Raw genomic sequence first — 16,260 nt, forward strand, 5'->3', positions numbered from 1 at the left:
GTCACTCGGCCTTGATCGCGTTCAGCATGTTCAGCCGGGCGGCGTTGCGGGCCGGCCACATGGCGGCCAGGACGCCCACCAGACCGGCCAGCACGACGAAGATCCCGATCCGGTCCCAGGGCAGCACCAGCGCGTACCCCGGGATCTCGTCGGCGACGGTCTCACCGATCGCCCAGCCGAGGAAGGTGCCGAGACCGATGCCGACCACCGCGCCGAACACCGAGATGACGACGGCCTCCAGCCGCACCATCCGCTTCACCCGGCGACGGTCCAGACCGATCGCGCGCAGCATGCCGATCTCCTGCTGCCGTTCGAAGACGGACATCGCGAGGGTGTTGACGACGCCGAGGACCGCGATGATCAGGGCCATCGCCAGCAGCCCGTACATGACGTTCAGCAGGGTGTTGATGGCGCCGCCGAACTCGTCGCGGATGTCCTGCCGGTCCATCACGGTGATCGCCGGGTTGTCGCCCAGCGCGTCGACGAGGACCTTCTCGTTCGCCGCGGACTGGCCGCCGTCGAGCTTGACGAAGATCTGCCGGATGGACGGCTTCGCCTCGTGGCGGTCCACGACCTCGCGGTCGACGAGGACGGGGGAGAGGAACTCGCTGTCCTTGTAGACGGCGCCGACCGTCAGCGTGACCTTCCGGTCGTCGTCGAAGGTGACGGGGACGGTGTCGCCGGTCTTCCAGCCCCTGCTCTCGGCCGTCTTCTGGGCGACCGCGATCCGGCCCTGGGCGAGCGAGCCCGCGCTGCCGCTGACGACGTCGACGGACAGGACCTTCTCGATGTCGCCCGGGGTGACGGCGGAGGCCGACACGTAGTCGCCGTCGACCCGGAAGTAGGCGTCCTGCTGGGGCGAGACCGCGGACACGCCGTCGGCCTTCTCCAGCGCCGTCAGCGCGGTCCGGTCGAGGTCGCCTCCGTTGGCCATCGAGACCATGTAGTCGGCCTTGATGTTGTCCGTGGTCATCTTGTCGATGGCGGTGCCGACCGTGACGCCGAGCACCGACAGTCCGGTCACCAGCGTCAGTCCGATCGCCAGCGCCGAGGCGGTGGCGCCGGTGCGGCGCGGGTTGCGGACCGCGTTCTGCCCGGCCAGCTTGCCCGCCACCCCGAAGGGACCCACGAGCAGCGGACGGACCAGTGCGATCACGGGCCGGGACAGCAGCGGGATCAGGACGATCACGCCGATCAGCGCGAAGAACGCGCCCGCGCCGATGTACATCCGGCCGTCGTCGCCGCCGGCCGAGGCACCCGCCACGATCCCCACCGCACCGAGGGCGGTGACGGCCGCGCCGATGGAGTTGCGCACCACCAGCGACTTGGTGGTGGCCACCGCGTGGACGCTGTTCATGGCCGCCACCGGCGGGATCTTCGCGGCCCGGCGGCCGGGCAGCCAGGCGGCGAACACCGTGATCAGCACGCCCACCGCGAACGCCGCGACCACCGGCGCGGCGGACAGGACCAGCGGACCGGCCGGCATCTTCATGTCGAACGCGGACATGCCGGAACGCAGTCCGACGGCCAGACCGACGCCGAGGGCGAAGCCGACGGCCGAGGCCACCAGGCCCACCAGCGCGGCCTCGGCGAGCACCGAGCGGGTGATCTGCCTGCGGGACGCGCCGACGGCGCGCATCAGGGCGATCTCCTTGGTGCGCTGGGCGACCAGCATCGTGAAGGTGTTGGAGATCAGGAAGATGCCGACGAACAGCGCGATGCCGGCGAAGCCGAGCAGGACCTGCTTGAGGTTGCCCAGGCCCTGTTCGATCTGGTCGGCCTGCTCGTCCGCGAGCGCCTGGCCGGTCTGGGCCTCGGCGGTCTCCGGCAGCAGCGGCTCGACGGCCTTCAGGATCCGCGCGTCGTCGGCGCCGGGGGCGGCGGCGACGGTGGCGCTCTCGAAGTAGCCGGGCCGGAGGTACTGCTTCTGCGCGACGGCGGTGTCGAAGAGGACGAGGCTGCCGCCCGCGTTGACGGCGCCGTCCTCGGTGGTGAAGACACCGCTGAGGGTGTACTCCTTCACCGGGCCGTTGGTCGCGACGCGCACCCGGTCGCCGACCTCGTACTCGCCCTTGGCGGCGGAGTCCTCGTCCAGGGCGATCTGGTCGTCCTGCACCGGGCCGGAGCCGTCGGTGAACGTGTATGCGGCGTCCTTGCCGTCCTTGCCGGGCGCGAAGTTGGAGCCCTTGTTGGACCAGCCGACGCCGATGAGCTTCCCGTCGGGGTCGGCGACCCCGGCGAAGCCCTCGACGCGGCCGTACACCCCGGCGACGCCGTCCACGGCGGAGATCCGGTCCAGGACCGCGTCGGAGAGGCCGTACTCCTCCTCGGAGTTGTCCGAGTCGGCGTACGAGGTGACGGCGACGGCGACGTCCTGGTAGCTCTTCGCCGACTGGTTGCGGAAGGCGTTCGAGAGGGTGTCGGCGAAGACCAGGGTGCCCGACACGAACGCCACGCCGAGCATCACGGCGAGCACGGTCATCAACAACCTGGCCTTGTGCGCGAAGACGTTGCGCAAGGCGGTACGGAACATGGGTCTTCTCTGTCCAGACGTACGGGGGACGGGGGCGGGGCGGGGCGGGGAGGACGGGGGCCGGCGGGGCGTGTCAGCTGGTGCGGCCCTTGGCGTCGAACCGCTTCATGCGGTCGAGCACCGAGTCGGCCGTCGGCCCGTACAGCTCGTCGACGATGCGTCCGTCCGCGAGGAAGACCACCCGGTCCGCGTAGGCGGCGGCCACCGGGTCGTGGGTCACCATCACCACGGTCTGGCCCAGTTCCCGCACCGAGTTGCGCAGGAAGCCCAGGACCTCGGCGCCGGAACGGGAGTCGAGGTTGCCGGTCGGCTCGTCGCCGAAGATGATCTCCGGCCGGGAGGCCAGCGCCCGCGCCACGGCGACCCGCTGCTGCTGTCCGCCGGACAGCTGGGAGGGGCGGTGCCCCAGGCGCCCGGACAGCCCGACCATCTGGATCACCGAGTCCAGCCACTGCTTGTCGGGCTTGCGGCCCGCGATGTCCATCGGAAGGGTGATGTTCTCCAGCGCGGTCAGCGTCGGCAGCAGGTTGAACGCCTGGAAGATGAAGCCGATCTTGTCCCGGCGCAACTTGGTGAGCTGCTTGTCCTTGAGCGAGCCCAGCTCGGTCTCGCCGATGCGTACCGAGCCGGACGAGAAGGTGTCCAGGCCCGCGACGCAGTGCATCAGCGTGGACTTGCCGGAGCCGGAGGGGCCCATGATCGCGGTGAGCTCGGCCTGCCGGAAGTCGATGGAGACCCGGTCCAGGGCGACCACCTGGGTCTCGCCCTGGCCGTAGATCTTGGAAAGCTCCGTGGCGCGTGCGGCCACGGCGGTGGACCGGTCGGCGATGGGTGCGGTGGTCACGGGAAGGGCGCTCCTGTCGGTACGGCGTGCGGGGCCGGCACGGCGCGTGCGGACCGCACGACGTCTGCGGCCGGCACGGTGTGTGCTCGGGGACGTCATCCATCGTCCTTGCAGTGCGGCGCCGTGGAGTCAGCCGCTGTTCCGGTTTACGGGGGCGACTCCGGTCGGACGGCGCCGCCCCGTGTCATACCTGCGGATGACGGGCGTCTCCGACGGCGGGGCGAGCGAGAACGGGGCGGGCGCCCTTGTCGAGACGGTGAATTCCCGTCATTCCGCATACATGGCGGAGTCCGGCACGCAAGGCTGTTGGCATGTGCTGACGGCCTGCCCCGGCATCTGATGCTCCCTCAGGCGCCAATAAAATAAGACAACATCGGTTCGCCCGCCCGAGGCCGGGAGGTGCGTCCCGATAGGCTCAAGGCACGCGACGCGGAGCCCATGGCCTGCCCGGATGGTGGAATGCAGACACGGCGAGCTTAAACCTCGCTGCCCCTTCGAGGGCGTGCCGGTTCAAGTCCGGCTCCGGGCACAACCGCCGTCATGGCCCTGTGCGCAGAGCGTCACCCCCCTTCTCGTATCCCCTGAAACCGTTGACAGCGGCATGCGGTCGACCGGAAACTCATTCCTGTCTGGTGAAGGAAATTTCACCAGGCGAACAACGGGGACAAGGCAACGACGCCGATCGAAGGGAACGACCGATGCGCACCACCGTCGGCATCATCGGGGCAGGCCCTGCCGGGCTGCTGCTCGCCCGGCTGCTGCACAACGCCGGGATCGACTCGGTCGTCCTGGAGAGCCGCGACCGCGCCTACGTCGAGCGCAGGCAGCGCGCCGGGATCCTGGAGCAGGGCACGGTGGACGTCCTGCGCGAGGCCGGGGCCGGGGAGCGGATGGACCGCGAGGGGCTGCGCCACGACGGCATCGAGCTGCGGTTCGACCGGCGCCGCCACCGCGTGGACTTTCCCGCGCTCACCGGCGGCAGGTCCGTCACGGTCTACGCCCAGACCGAGGTCTGCAAGGACCTCATAGCCCTCCAGCTCGAGGAGGGCGGGCCGCTGCTGTTCGAGACCGAGGCGCTGGCCGTGGAGGGCGCCGAGACGGACCGGCCGCGCGTCCGTTTCCGCCGCGGCGGCGCGGAGGGCGCCGAGGACGTGCTGGAGTGCGACTACGTCGTCGGTTGCGACGGCTTCTGGGGAGTGGCCCGGGCGGCCGTGCCGGACGGGCGCACCTTCGAGCGGACGTACCCCTTCGGCTGGCTCGGCGTCCTCGCCGACGTCGCCCCCTCGCACGACGAGCTGGTCTACGCCCGCCACGACCGGGGCTTCGCCCTTCTCTCCATGCGCTCCCCGTCCGTCTCCCGCCTCTACCTCCAGGTCCCCGTGGACACGGACGCCGACGGCTGGAGCGACGAGCAGATCTGGGACGAGCTGGAGCGCCGCTTCGAGACCGACGACGACTGGACGCTGCGACGGGGCCCCATCACCCAGAAGTCGGTCACGCCGATGCGCTCCTACGTCCACGAACCGATGCGGCACGGCCGCCTCTTCCTGGCCGGCGACGCCGCGCACATCGTGCCGCCCACCGGCGCCAAGGGCCTCAACCTCGCCGTCGGCGACGTGGTGACCTTCGCGCGTGCGCTGGCCCACCGCGCCGCGACCGGCTCCGACGACCTGCTCGACGCCTACTCCGCGACCTGCCTGCGCCGCGTCTGGCAGGCCGAGCGGTTCTCGTACGACATGACGACCCTGCTGCACACCGCCCCGGACGCCACCCCCTTCGAGGACCGGCTCCAGCTGGCCCGCCTCGACCGGATCACCTCCTCCCGCGCCGCCGAGACCGACCTCGCCGAGGCCTACACCGGGTTCCCGATCGGGTGAGCGCCGCCCGGCGGCCCGCGCGACCCCGGCCGTGAGGGGAATCACTGATCGGCGTAGCGTGTTGAGCCGCAAGGCGAGGGAAAGATCCTCCTCAAGCAGTAGGGTCATTCCTTTGCCGTTCTATTACTCTTGAGCCAAGGCTGCGCCGTGTGGCCATGGAGGAGTGAAATGAGGAGCAGAAACCCGGTCTTCTCGCGACGGGGGTTCAGCCGCGACAACGGCTACGCGGGCTTCAACGCCGCGCCGCAGGCCGGGGGACCCGCCGTCGCCACGCAGGCCAACCCGTACGCGCAGGGCGCCCAGGGCACCCCGTACGCCCAGCCGCCCGCCGGCAACCCGTACGCGCAGAACCCTTACGCCCAGCCGGACCAGCAGTTCGGCGCGGGGCCGCAGGCGCCCGCCACCACCGGCCGGATGACGATGGACGACGTCGTCGTCCGTACGGCGAGCACGCTCGGTGTGCTCGTGGTGACGGCCGCGCTCGCGTGGGCGCTGCTGCCGGTGGACGACGCCAACATCGGCCGCTCGTACGGCATCGGTATCGGTGCCGCCCTGATCGGCATGGTCCTGGCGCTCGTCCAGTCCTTCAAGCGCAAGCCCACGCCGGCGCTGATCCTGTCCTACGCGGCGTTCGAGGGTGTCTTCCTCGGCGTCGTCTCCAGCGTCGTCGACAACCGCATCGCGGACGGCGCGGCCATGCAGGCCGTGATCGGCACGATGGCGGTCTTCGCCGGTGTGCTGATCGCCTACAAGGCGGGCTGGATCCGCGTCAACCGCCGCTTCTACGGCTTCGTGATGGCGGCCGCGCTCGGCTTCGTCCTCCTGATGATGGTGAACCTGCTGTTCGCCGTCTTCGGTGGCGGTGACGGCCTCGGCTTCCGCAGCGGTGCGCTCGGTGTCGTCTTCGGCGTCATCGGTGTCATCCTCGGCGCCTGCTTCCTCGCCCTCGACTTCAAGCAGGTCGAGGACGGGCTCGCCTACGGCGCCCCGCGCGAGGAGGCCTGGTTCGCCGCCTTCGGCCTCACGCTGACGCTGGTCTGGATCTACCTGGAGTTCCTGCGTCTCATCGCGATCCTGAACAGCAACGACTAGCAGCGCCCAGTAGCACCACGCAGGTGAAGGGCCCCGGGCTTCGTGCCCGGGGCCCTTCGTCGTGGGTCGGCGCCCGCTCACAGCAGCTTGCGCGCGGCCCTTCTCAGGTCGTACTCGTGGACGATCGCCTTCGCGTGGCCGTACGCGAGGTCGTGTTCGTGGCGGAGCCAGCTGACCTTCTCCTCGAAGCGGAAGAGGGCGGGGCCGTCCTCGACGGCGCGCAGCCAGTCGGAGATCTCACGGCCGGTGCACTGGGGGATACGGGCGAGCAGATTGCGATGGGTCTCCTCGGAGAAGACTTGGGACATCGGCGCCTCCGGACGAAAGGGGATGTAGGCCGGTCCTTCAGGTCACCGTGCCCGAGCGTGCGTCCGTTGGCAACAGTCCCGGACGGCCGCGTACGCTCACGCCGTGGTTGATACGACGCCTTTGACCCGTGCCGTGGACGACTTCGCCGACCGGCTGCGGGCCGCCCCGCAGAGCAGGCTGCAGCGCGGCGCGGCCGCCGAGGCGCTGGAGCTGGCCAGGGAGTTGGCCCGGCGCGCCCAGCTCGTGGAGGAGCCCGGGGCCGAGCCCCGTGAGATGCCGGACGCGGGCATGTTCGCCGCCGCCGACCAGATCGCCGTTGCCGCGCACGACTTGGCCCTCGTACTGAAGGACGAGGGCCAGGTGGAGGAAGCGGCGGCGCTGGTGGAGGAGGCCCGCAAGCGGGCCGGGGTGTGACGCGGCCGGGAGGCCCTGGGGCGCCTACAGGGACGCGATGACGCGGTCCGCCAGGATGTACACGTTCTCCTCGCCGCAGGCGAAGGTCAGCGTGTAGGCGCCGGAGATCCCGGAACCGCCCAGGAGGTACGGCGTCTGACCCGCGCCCAGGGCGGCGGCAAGGCGCTCCGCGGTCTCCCGGTGGCCCGGGGTCATGCACAGGGTGGTGCCGTCGGCGAAGACGTACACGTCGAGAGTGCCCAGCGGGCCAGGACGGACGTCCGCCAGCGCGACGCTGGACTCGGCCAGCTCCTCCAGGGCCGCCACGGTGCGGTCGTGGTCGTTCACGGCCGGGGACGGGTTCGGCACGAAGTCCGGGTGCGAGGGGTGCCGGCGGCGCGCGGCGGCCAGCTCGGCGGACTCCCTGGGGCCCGTGTGGCCCGTGTCCCGGTCGGACGGCTCGTCGGTGTCCGCGGCCGGCTCGACCACCGGCTCCAGGCCCGCGAGGTCGGTCTGGCGGGGCAGGAACAGCTCACTGTCGGACAGGCCGAGCAGCAGGGGCGCGTCGGAGACGTCCCGGGTCTCCTGGGCGGCCCAGAAGGCCCGCGCCTCGGCGAGCTCGCGCTCACGCTCCTCGGCGAGCGCCTCCGCCACGGCGGCGCGTATCTCCTCGGCGTCGGCGGTGGTGCGGGCGGCGGGCACCCGGGCCCGCGCGGCGGTGGCCCGGCTCTCGGCCAGCTCGGTGCGCAAGGCGGTCACCTGGCGGCGCAGCACCAGGATGCTGCGCAGGACGGCGACGCCCACGGCGCCGGTGGCGGCCGTGGTGAGCAGCAGGGCGATCGGCATGGCGCTCACTGACGTACTCCCGGTTCAAAGTCGACCCCCGACTTCCTACATCAGCTTGAAGGGAGGACTAACCGTCTGTCAGTGCGTAACGTCACGAAACGGACAGGACTTTGGGCCCGGAAGGTGGGGGTGATGCTGTTCTGACCTGCGTAAATCAAGGGTACGGGAGAGGTAGGTCACATCCTGGGGGAGTTTGGGTCACAAAACGGCCCAGAACCCTGCGGTCGGCAGGGCTCCGGGCCGGTCCGTCACGCTGGGTCCACCGGGTGCTACTGACGGTCCATCAGTGGCCCTCGGTGGCGGCCCCGACGGGGGTCAGCTCAGGCGCTCGATGACCATCGCCATGCCCTGGCCGCCGCCGACGCACATGGTCTCCAGGCCGAACTGCTTGTCGTGCGTCTGCAGGGAGTTGATCAGCGTGCCGGTGATACGGGCGCCGGTCATGCCGAAGGGGTGGCCGACGGCGATGGCGCCGCCGTTGACGTTGAGCTTCTCCAGCGGGATGCCGAGGTCCCGGTAGGAGGGGATGACCTGCGCGGCGAACGCCTCGTTGATCTCGACCAGGTCGATGTCGCCGATGCTCAGCCCGGCGCGGGACAGCGCCTGCTTGCTCGCCTCGACCGGACCGAGGCCCATGATCTCGGGGGAGAGGCCGGAGACACCGGTGGAGACGATGCGGGCGAGCGGGGTCAGGCCCAGCTCGCGGGCCTTGGTGTCGCTCATGATCACCAGGGCGGCGGCGCCGTCGTTGAGCGGGCAGCAGTTGCCGGCGGTGACCAGGCCGTCGGGGCGGAAGACCGGCTTGAGACCCGCCACGCCCTCCAGGGTGACGCCGGCGCGCGGACCGTCGTCCTTGCTGACGACCGTGCCGTCGGGCAGCGTGACCGGGGTGATCTCGCGCTCCCAGAAGCCGTTCTTGATGGCTTCCTCGGCGAGGTTCTGGGACCGGACGCCGAACTCGTCCATCTCCTGCCGGGTGATGCCCTTGGCGCGGGCCAGGTTCTCGGCGGTCTGGCCCATCGCGATGTACGGGTCGGGGACGAGGCCGTCCTCGCGCGGGTCGTGCCAGGTGGTGCCCTCCTGCTGGGCGACCTCGGCGGTACGGGCCTCGGCCTCGGCGAAGAGCGGGTTGCGGGTGTCCGGCAGGCTGTCGGAGTTGCCCTTGGCGAACCGGGAGACCATCTCGACACCGGCCGAGACGAAGACGTCGCCCTCGCCGGCCTTGATGGCGTGCAGGGCCATGCGCGAGGTCTGCAGGGACGAGGAGCAGTACCGGGTGATCGTGCAGCCCGGCAGGTGGTCCATGCCCATCTCGACGGCGACGATCCGGCCGAGGTTGTTGCCCTGCTCGCCGCCGGGCAGACCGCAGCCGAGCATCAGGTCGTCGATGTCCCGCGGGTCCAGCTCGGGGACCTTCGCGAGGGCCGCCCGGATGATCGTGGCGGCCAGGTCGTCGGGGCGCAGGTCCTTCAGGGAGCCCTTGAAGGCGCGGCCGATGGGGGAACGGGCGGCAGAGACGATCACGGCTTCGGGCATCACGGCTCCAGTGGCGAGGCGAAGGAATCGGGCGGCTGGTGGGGAAGTTACCCGGCCGTATGGCCCGGGTCACGCCCGCGGCGGTGTGACTTGGACCGCACATGTCTAAGCGCTTGCTTGGCATCCCTCCCCGTTGCGGGCAGTCGTGCCTCCTCCAGTGTCTGAACGGCCTGGGAGGTACCCCCAGGGCGGCACGGGTGGACGCAGCGGCACCGGGCGGCGCCGTGAAGCGACCCGGCTCCTACCCCGGCTGTCCCGACGGCGCCGGCTCTGCCTCCGAGACCCTCCGCCGCCGCCGGCGCCTGAGCAGCGCCCAAGGCCCCCGAGGCCCCGTGGGTACGGCGGCAGCGACCTCCGTGCCCGCCTCGGACGCCGCCTCCGCCGCCGCCCGGGCCACCGGCAGGAAGCCCTCGCGGCGCAGCGCGTCCGGGTGTTCCTCCTCGGCCGGCCACAGGCCGAGCGCGGCGCACACCGACGGCAGTACCGCCATCGCCGCCGTTGCGTACCCCTCCGCGGAGGGGTGGTAGTAGTCCGGCCCGAACAGCTCCCGGGGATTCTCCGCGAACTCCGGGCCCAGCAGGTCGCCCAGCGACACCGTGCGCCCGCCCTGCTCGACGACGCCGATGGTCTGCGCCGCCGCCAGCTGCCGGGAGGCCCGCCGGGCCAGCCAGCGCAGCGGTTGCCGCACCCGCTCGATCGTGCCCAGGTCCGGACAGGTGCCGACCACCACCTCCGCGCCGGCCGTGCGCAGCCGCCGTACCGCTGCGGACAGGTACCGTACCGAGCGGGTCGCCGGCATCCGGTGGGTGACGTCGTTGGCGCCGATCATGATCACGCAGATGTCGGGCACCCGGTCCGGATCCGCGAGTGCCAGCGTCACCTGCCGGTCGAGGTCGTCGGAACACGCCCCCGGCAGTGCGACCGACCCGAGCCGCACCGGCCGCTCCGCCACCGCCGCGAGCCCCGACGCCAGCAGTGCGCCCGGCGTCTGGCCGGCCCGGTGGACGCCCTGCCCGGCGGCCGTGGAGTCGCCCAGCATCAGCAGCCGCAGCGGTGGCTCACCGGCCGTGGGCAGGGTGCCGCCGTACAGTCCCTGCGCGTTCGGCACCCGGGCCGGGGTGCCCACACCCACCCGGCGTCTGGCGAGCTGCACCTCGGCCACCACCAGGCCGACCGCCGCCGCTCCCGCCAGCCCGATGCCGCCGCCGCCGTACGCGGCGCCGGCCGCGATCCGGCGGGCCGCCCTCGCCCTCGACATGCTCGTCATACGTAGCCGCCACCTCCCGAAACCCGTACACCCACTCCTTGCCCCGTACGGACGGTCGCCCAATCTCAACGCAGGGTGAACGACCGTGACGGGGCATGCTCGGGTCGGCAGGCCATAGGCTGGCCGGACCGATATCGACCTTTCATTTGCGGCATCCGGAGACCACGGTGCAATTCCACGACTCGATGATCAGCCTCGTCGGCAACACCCCGCTGGTGCGGCTCAACAGCGTGACCAAGGGGATCAGGGCGACCGTCCTGGCCAAGGTGGAGTACTTCAACCCGGGCGGTTCGGTGAAGGACCGCATCGCCCTGCGCATGATCGAGGCCGCGGAGAAGAGCGGAGAGCTGCAGCCGGGCGGCACGATCGTCGAGCCGACCAGCGGCAACACGGGCGTCGGCCTCGCCATCGTCGCCCAGCAGAAGGGCTACAAGTGCATCTTCGTCTGCCCCGACAAGGTGTCCACCGACAAGATCAACGTGCTGCGTGCGTACGGCGCCGAGGTCGTCGTCTGCCCGACCGCGGTCGACCCCGAGCACCCCGACTCCTACTACAACGTCTCCGACCGGCTGGTCCGCGAGACGCCGGGCGCCTGGAAGCCGGACCAGTACTCCAACCCGAACAACCCGCTCTCCCACTACCACTCCACGGGCCCCGAGCTGTGGGAGCAGACCGAGGGGAAGATCACCCACTTCGTGGCCGGCGTCGGCACCGGCGGCACCATCTCCGGCACCGGCCGGTACCTGAAGGACGCCAGTGACGGCGCGGTGAAGGTGATCGGCGCCGACCCCGAGGGCTCCGTGTACTCCGGCGGCTCCGGGCGTCCCTACCTGGTCGAGGGCGTCGGCGAGGACTTCTGGCCGACGGCGTACGACCGCGAGGTCGCGGACGAGATCGTCGCCGTCTCGGACAAGGACTCCTTCCAGATGACCCGCCGCCTGGCCAAGGAGGAGGGCCTGCTGGTGGGCGGCTCCTGCGGCATGGCGGTCGTCGCGGCCCTGGAGGTGGCGGCGCGGCTCGGCGAGGACGACGTGGTGGTGGTCCTGCTGCCGGACAGCGGACGCGGCTACCTCAGCAAGATCTTCAACGACGAGTGGATGGCCGACTACGGCTTCCTGGAGGACGCCGGTCCCAGCGCCCGCGTCGCCGAGGTGCTGAACCACAAGGAGGGCGGCCACATCCCCTCCCTCGTCCACATGCACCCGGACGAGACCGTCGGCGAGGCCATCGAAGTGCTGCGCGAGTACGGCGTCTCGCAGATGCCGATCGTCAAGCCCGGTGCCGGTCACCCGGACGTGATGGCCGCCGAGGTCGTCGGCTCGGTCGTGGAGCGCGAGCTGCTGGACGCGCTGTTCGCCAAGCGCGCCTCACTGGAGGACCCGCTGGAGAAGCACATGTCCGCCCCGCTGCCCCAGGTCGGCTCGGGCGAGCCGGTGGCGGACCTGATGTCGGTGCTCGGCGGCGCCGACGCGGCCATCGTCCTGGTCGAGGGCAAGCCGACCGGGGTGGTGAGCCGGCAGGACCTGCTGTCCTTCCTCGCCAAGGGCAAGTAGGAGCGGTCGCCGGGCCGCTGACCTCCGCGGCCTTCGCGGAAGTGGTACGCGCACGTCACGTGCGCGCAGCAGTCGCTTAACACGGGACCGGCAGAGTAAGGGTGTCGGCAGGGAAGGGAGCGGCTCCCCGGACCCGCCGACACCGAACGGCGTCACGGACCTTCCGGAGCGGCTCCCGGACCTCCAAGGACGCCACGGACGCGCCGCCCGGACGTGAGGCCCGGCACGTGCGCGTCCCCCGCGGGGACCGCCGTCGTCCCGCCCCCCAGCGATGGGGGTGCGGCGGTCCCCGCGCAGTCTCCCCTCAGGGCCCGGCCCCAGGACCCGGCCCCAGGACCCCGCCCCAGGTCTCAGTCCTCCCAGGCGTCGTCCCGGCCGGTGCGGTGGCGGCGTCCGAACAGGCCCGGGTTGGTGCGGGCGACCTGGACGACGTTGACCCCGACGATGCCGACCCAGGCGACCAGCATCCCGGGCAGGTGCGCCACACCGCCGCCGATCGCGGACAGCGGGATCGCCAGCACCAGCGAGACGATGCCGAAACCGAAGCGCTCGCCGAAGGTGTCCGTGGGCCTCGGCGACCGGCTGTCCCGGGCCGCCGTCATCTGCTGCTCGGCGAGCTGCCGGCGCACCCGGCGGTCCACGACCGAGTCGATGCGCTGGTCGACCTTCTCCAGGAACGAGTCGACCAGCGCGGACTCGTACTCCTCACCGAGCTCCCTGCGGGTGCGCAGGGTGGCGTCGAGATCCTTCTTGAGGTCGGCGTCGCGTGCGTCCATTCCCGTCATGAAACTGACGGTAGCCAGCCGGGGCTGCTTCGGCACTGGGGACAACCCCCGACTTCGACGGGGGCCGGCCGGTACGGATCGGCGGTGCCGCACCACCCCGCTGTATAACGGTATGCAGAAGTCGGGGCGCGTGAATAGGTCGAGGGGGCCACATGACGAACGGGACCGGCGGGACGAGCGGGGCCGACGGGCCGGCCGCGCGGCTGCAGGCGCTGTTCGAGGGGCACCGGCTGACGCCGACCCAGCGGCGCATCGCGCACAGCATGGTGCGCCGGGCATCCGACGTGCCCTTCCTGTCGAGTGTGGAGCTGGCCGAGCTGGCGGGGGTCAGCCAGCCGTCCGTCACCCGTTTCGCCGTCGCCCTCGGCTTCGACGGCTACCCGGCGCTGCGCCGCCATCTGCGCGAGGTCGCCCCCGCGGAACCGGTCGCGGACACCGGCGCCGTCAACGAGTACCAGCAGGCCGTGGCGGCCGAGATCGAGAACCTGCGGCACCTCGCGGAGGTGCTGGCCGACCCGGCGCCGGTGCGGGAGGCGGGGCGGCTGCTCGCCGGGAGCAGGCCCCTGCCGGTGCTCGGGCTGCGGGCCGCCGCCGCCCAGGCGCACGGCTTCGCCTACTTCGCCGCCAAGGTCCACCCGGACGTCCGCCTCCTCGGGGAGGGCGGCACGATGCTCCACGACCGCATCGACGCCGCCGTCCGGGCCGGTGCGGGCACCCTGCTCTGCTTCGCCCTCCCCCGGCATCCGCGCGAGGTCGTCGAGGCGCTCGCCCACGCCAAGGAGGCCGGGCTCACGGTGGTGACCGTCGCCGACTCCGCCTTCGCGCCGGTCGCCAAGGTGTCCGACCTGCTGCTCCCCGCCGCCGTCGGCACCGGCCTCGCCTTCGACACCGCCTGCGCGCCGATGCTGCTGGGCCGGGTGCTCCTCGAGGCGATGTGCGACGACCTGCCGGACGCGCAGGCCCGGCTGGAGGAGTTCGACGCCAAGGCGGCCGCGCGGGGACTCTTCGTGGACTGAGCCCCTCGGGCCGGGTGACCCGTACGGCGGACGGGTTCTCAGATTCGTCTCAGCTTGCCCCGTTACAGTGCGGCGCCTGACACACCCTTCAGACGCAACGCACAGGCAGGAACGGGACAGGAGGCAGGACGTGGCGCGCGGAGGACAGGTGGGGCTGGCTCGGGTCGCCGTCGTCGTACGGGCGGGCGCCGCGCCGCTGTGGTGGCTGGGCGTTTTCGCGGCCGGCATCGGCGTGCTGGTGCCGGGATTCACCGGACGCCGGATCGGGGTGCTGGCCGGGGCCGCGCTCTTCGTCGTCGCCACGGCCGTCGTGGCGTGGGTCCGCCGACGGCGCTACACCGCCCTGGCCGGTTCGGCCGCCCGCGCGGGCAAGCACGACGTGCTCCAGGACCGCGGGGTCACCGTGCGCAACTGGCGCCGGGGACACCGCTGGTGGCTGGCCCTCGCCTTCCTCGCCGCCCTCGGCAGCGCCTTCGCCGTCCCCGCCGCGGGCGGACTGCTGCTGGCCGGCTGCGGGGCCGGGCTGTGGCTCAAGTCCGCCTGGATCGGCCGCCGCGAGCAGTCCCGGGACGCCCTGCTCTGGGTCCGGGTGGACTGGCTCGCCGGCAACACCGGCCGCCCGGCGGGCAGGGCGGTCAAGGGATACCGCAGCACGGGCATCGCGGCGGGCGACGCGGCCCCGGGTGGCGCGAGGCGGAAGACGGCGGCGGTGGTCTGACCCGGGGGCCGGGGCGCGAAGCGCCCCGCCCAGGGGCGCGGGGCTGTGACATGGTGCGGCTCCGCCGCGTGGGCGCGACCGGCCACGACGGACCGCGGGTCTACGAACGGGCAGAACCCCCACGGCGAACGGCGACGGTCAGCGCATCGGCGTAGGCCCCACCCGCCTCGGCCACGATCTCCTCGACCCGCTGAGCCTCCCGCACGGTGGCGAAGGAGACGCCCCCGCCCTCGTCGGCGACGAACCCGTACACCGCGGGCCGCGCCAGCGAGTTGTACGCGTAGTGGTGCGCGAAGTAGTACGCCCCCGTGTCCAGCGCCGCCGCGTAGTCCCCCTGTTCGAGCAGCGGCATCGCCCGGCCCACGGCCAGCAGATCGCCCGCGAAGCACGCCGGACCGGCCACGTCCTGCGCCACGTCGGGCCCCGCCTTGGGCAGCCCCTTGCCGTCGTACGCGGCGATCCGCAGCGGCCACGACCCCGGCGCGTACACCGTCCGCGTCGCGACCTGCACGCCCGCGTGCGTCACCGCGACCGGCCGCCCCCCAGCGCTCTTGGCGTACTCCACGCGCGCCACGACCGTGCCGTGCTTGGCCAGCAGCGACCGCCCGAACTCGGTGACCAGCCCGTACCGCCCGTCGAACAGCCCCGGCACCGCCTCGCTCAGCACGCGCGCGTACTCGGCGTACGTCGGTGTGGCCTCCTCCGACGCGAAGTTCACCGGGAGGCCGCCGCCGATGTCGAGCGTGTCGACCTGTCTGCGGCCCGCCCGCTCGTTGATCTCCTCGGCGAGCGCGTACGTCTGACGCACCCCTTCGGCCATCAGGACCAGCGGAATGCCCTGGGACCCGGTGTGCGCGTGCAGCCGGGTCAGCCACGGCCGGTCCAGATACGCCCGCACCACCCACTCGCGCGCCCCCGCGTCGCGCAGGGCCACCCCGAACTTCGAGGTCGCCGTCGCCGTCGACAGGGCCTCGATGGAGCCCCCGCCGACCTGGGGATTGACCCGGATGCCGAGCGGGGACGCGCTCTTCCCCCGGGACACCAGGCCGTCGAGGCGCTCCAGCTCCTGCGGGTTGTCCGCGTTGACGGCGATGCCCAGCGACAGGGCCTGGCGCAGCTCGTCCGGCGTCTTGGCGGGCGAGTCCAGCACCGTCCGCTCCGCCGGCACCCCCGCCGCCCGCGCCAGGGCCAGCTCGCCCGGGCTCGCGACCTCCGCCCCGATGCCCGCCTCGTGCAGCAGCCGCAGGACCGGGACCAGCGGGGACGCCTTCACCGCGAAGGCGTGCAACACGGGCGCGCCCGGCGCCGTCACCGCCTCGAACGCCGACCGCAGGGCCGCGGCCGACTCCCGTATCCCGGCGACGTCCAGCAGCCCGACGATGGGTGCGTCGGGCCCCAGCAGCCCCTGCTCCACGGCCGCCCGCACGGCCCGGTCCCGCCGCACCGCCCGCTCCGCGCCGGTGTCACCGCTCATGTCCGTGCCGTTGCTCA

The 16,260-nt window shown here is 72.2% G+C and carries 14 protein-coding genes and 1 tRNA gene; 7 read left to right on the forward strand and 8 right to left on the reverse strand.

What is annotated here, in order from left to right:
• Position 1: 1 nt before the first annotated feature.
• Together AB0P07_RS30265 and AB0P07_RS30270 are read right to left on the reverse strand one after the other, a co-directional pair.
• Positions 2–2,533, reverse strand: a complete 2,532-nt coding sequence (locus AB0P07_RS30265; protein WP_365556160.1) for an FtsX-like permease family protein — start codon at positions 2,531–2,533, stop codon at positions 2–4.
• A gap of 73 nt (positions 2,534–2,606) precedes the next feature.
• Positions 2,607–3,377 (reverse strand): ABC transporter ATP-binding protein, encoded by a 771-nt coding sequence (locus tag AB0P07_RS30270; RefSeq protein WP_102927536.1) that lies wholly within the window; start codon positions 3,375–3,377, stop codon positions 2,607–2,609.
• Between the two features lie 445 nt (positions 3,378–3,822).
• Here AB0P07_RS30270 and AB0P07_RS30275 point away from each other — a divergent pair.
• The 3 genes from AB0P07_RS30275 to AB0P07_RS30285 all read left to right on the forward strand — a co-directional run bounded on the left by AB0P07_RS30275 (position 3,823) and on the right by AB0P07_RS30285 (position 6,346).
• Positions 3,823–3,906, forward strand: a tRNA-Leu gene (locus AB0P07_RS30275).
• A 169-nt stretch (positions 3,907–4,075) separates the two neighbouring features.
• Positions 4,076–5,254 carry a 4-hydroxybenzoate 3-monooxygenase gene (locus AB0P07_RS30280; protein ID WP_365556162.1) on the forward strand — a complete coding sequence of 393 codons (1,179 nt, stop codon included), beginning with the start codon at positions 4,076–4,078 and terminating at the stop codon, positions 5,252–5,254.
• Between the two features lie 168 nt (positions 5,255–5,422).
• Entirely contained in the window at positions 5,423–6,346 is a 924-nt protein-coding gene (locus tag AB0P07_RS30285; protein ID WP_365556164.1) for a Bax inhibitor-1/YccA family protein, read from the forward strand.
• A gap of 77 nt (positions 6,347–6,423) precedes the next feature.
• Here the strand turns inward: AB0P07_RS30285 and AB0P07_RS30290 are convergent, their stop codons facing one another.
• Positions 6,424–6,654, reverse strand: a complete 231-nt coding sequence (locus tag AB0P07_RS30290) for a DUF4287 domain-containing protein (RefSeq protein WP_365556166.1) — start codon at positions 6,652–6,654, stop codon at positions 6,424–6,426.
• 103 nt (positions 6,655–6,757) lie between these two features.
• Here AB0P07_RS30290 and AB0P07_RS30295 point away from each other — a divergent pair, with 103 nt between their 5' ends.
• Positions 6,758–7,069 (forward strand): hypothetical protein, encoded by a 312-nt coding sequence (locus tag AB0P07_RS30295; RefSeq protein ID WP_328560900.1) that lies wholly within the window; start codon positions 6,758–6,760, stop codon positions 7,067–7,069.
• A gap of 24 nt (positions 7,070–7,093) precedes the next feature.
• Here AB0P07_RS30295 and AB0P07_RS30300 read toward each other — a convergent pair whose 3' ends face one another.
• From AB0P07_RS30300 to AB0P07_RS30310, 3 genes are all read right to left on the reverse strand, one after another.
• Positions 7,094–7,903, reverse strand: a complete 810-nt coding sequence (locus tag AB0P07_RS30300) for a hypothetical protein (protein WP_365556168.1) — start codon at positions 7,901–7,903, stop codon at positions 7,094–7,096.
• Between the two features lie 306 nt (positions 7,904–8,209).
• The gene (locus AB0P07_RS30305) at positions 8,210–9,430 is read right to left on the reverse strand and encodes an acetyl-CoA C-acetyltransferase (RefSeq protein ID WP_365556170.1); all 1,221 of its coding nucleotides are present in this window, start codon (positions 9,428–9,430) and stop codon (positions 8,210–8,212) included.
• Positions 9,431–9,671: 241 nt separating this feature from the next.
• Positions 9,672–10,697, reverse strand: coding sequence for an SGNH/GDSL hydrolase family protein (locus tag AB0P07_RS30310; RefSeq protein WP_365556172.1), 1,026 nt, complete (start codon positions 10,695–10,697; stop codon positions 9,672–9,674).
• Positions 10,698–10,864: 167 nt separating this feature from the next.
• Here AB0P07_RS30310 and AB0P07_RS30315 point away from each other — a divergent pair, with 167 nt between their 5' ends.
• Positions 10,865–12,250, forward strand: a complete 1,386-nt coding sequence (locus AB0P07_RS30315; protein ID WP_361008509.1) for a cystathionine beta-synthase — start codon at positions 10,865–10,867, stop codon at positions 12,248–12,250.
• A 350-nt stretch (positions 12,251–12,600) separates the two neighbouring features.
• Here the strand turns inward: AB0P07_RS30315 and AB0P07_RS30320 are convergent, their stop codons facing one another.
• Positions 12,601–13,035, reverse strand: a complete 435-nt coding sequence (locus tag AB0P07_RS30320) for a hypothetical protein (protein WP_365556175.1) — start codon at positions 13,033–13,035, stop codon at positions 12,601–12,603.
• 152 nt (positions 13,036–13,187) lie between these two features.
• Here AB0P07_RS30320 and AB0P07_RS30325 point away from each other — a divergent pair, with 152 nt between their 5' ends.
• Entirely contained in the window at positions 13,188–14,051 is an 864-nt protein-coding gene (locus AB0P07_RS30325) for a MurR/RpiR family transcriptional regulator (protein WP_365556177.1), read from the forward strand.
• 130 nt (positions 14,052–14,181) lie between these two features.
• The gene (locus tag AB0P07_RS30330; protein WP_365556179.1) at positions 14,182–14,769 is read left to right on the forward strand and encodes a hypothetical protein; all 588 of its coding nucleotides are present in this window, start codon (positions 14,182–14,184) and stop codon (positions 14,767–14,769) included.
• A gap of 100 nt (positions 14,770–14,869) precedes the next feature.
• On the opposite strand, the gene AB0P07_RS30335 is transcribed toward AB0P07_RS30330, so the two are convergent.
• Positions 14,870–16,243, reverse strand: a complete 1,374-nt coding sequence (locus AB0P07_RS30335; RefSeq protein WP_365556274.1) for a diaminopimelate decarboxylase — start codon at positions 16,241–16,243, stop codon at positions 14,870–14,872.
• Between the last annotated feature and the right edge of the window lie 17 nt (positions 16,244–16,260).

The organism is Streptomyces sp. NPDC085944 (genome assembly GCF_040686295.1).
Lineage (GTDB): Bacteria > Actinomycetota > Actinomycetes > Streptomycetales > Streptomycetaceae > Streptomyces > Streptomyces salinarius.